Consider the following 1,006-nt stretch of genomic DNA (forward strand, 5'->3'; position numbering starts at 1 on the left):
GTGGCGGGCCGGCCCAAGGAGGAATACGGTTTGGAGCCCCAGGGGCTCGATGAGATCCGGCCGGGTTGTTACAACGTCGACGAGCGCGTCAAGGACATGAATGCCGGCGGCATTTTGGGTTCGATGTGTTTCCCGTCGTTTCCGGGGTTTGCGGGTCGATTGTTCGCCACCGAGGATCCCGAGTTCTCGCTTGCTTTGGTGCAGGCCTACAACGACTGGCACGTCGAGGAGTGGTGCGGGGAGTACCCGGCGCGGTTCATCCCGATGACGTTGCCGGTGATTTGGGACGCCGAGGAGTGCGCCAAGGAGATCCGCCGCAACGCCAAGCGTGGGGTGCATTCGCTGACTTTCACCGAGAACCCGGCGGCGATGGGCTATCCCAGTTTCCATGATTTCGACTACTGGAAGCCGATGTGGGACGCGCTGGTGGATACCGACACCGTGCTCAATGTGCATATCGGCTCGTCGGGGCGGTTGGCGATCACGGCTGCGGATGCGCCGATGGATGTGATGATCACCCTGCAACCGATGAACATCGTGCAGGCTGCGGCGGATCTGTTGTGGTCCAAGCCGATCAAGGAGTATCCGGATCTGAAGATCGCGTTGAGTGAGGGCGGGACGGGATGGATTCCGTATTTCCTGGAGCGCGCTGATCGCACCTATGAGATGCATTCGACGTGGACGGGCCAGGACTTCAGGGGCAAGCTGCCCAGCGAGGTGTTCCGCGAGCACTTCTTGACGTGTTTCATCTCCGATCACGTTGGCGTGCAGCTGCGCAACGACGTCGGCATCGACAACATCTGCTGGGAGGCCGACTACCCGCACAGCGATTCGATGTGGCCGGGCGCACCCGAGCAGCTCCATGAGGTGCTCACCGAGCACAACGTTGCCGACGACGAGGTCAACAAGATGACCTACGAAAACGCCATGCGCTGGTATCACTGGGACCCCTTCACCCACATCACCAAAGACCAGGCCACCGTCGGCGCACTACGCAAAGCGGCCG

1 protein-coding gene is annotated in these 1,006 nt (G+C 61.3%); it reads left to right on the plus strand.

The features are described 5' to 3' along the window. Nucleotides 1–1,006, plus strand: a 1,006-nt coding sequence (locus A5651_RS18105) for an amidohydrolase family protein (protein ID WP_066983865.1), incomplete at both ends; no start/stop codon positions are given.

This window comes from Mycobacterium sp. 1274761.0, assembly GCF_001668615.1.
Lineage (GTDB): Bacteria > Actinomycetota > Actinomycetes > Mycobacteriales > Mycobacteriaceae > Mycobacterium.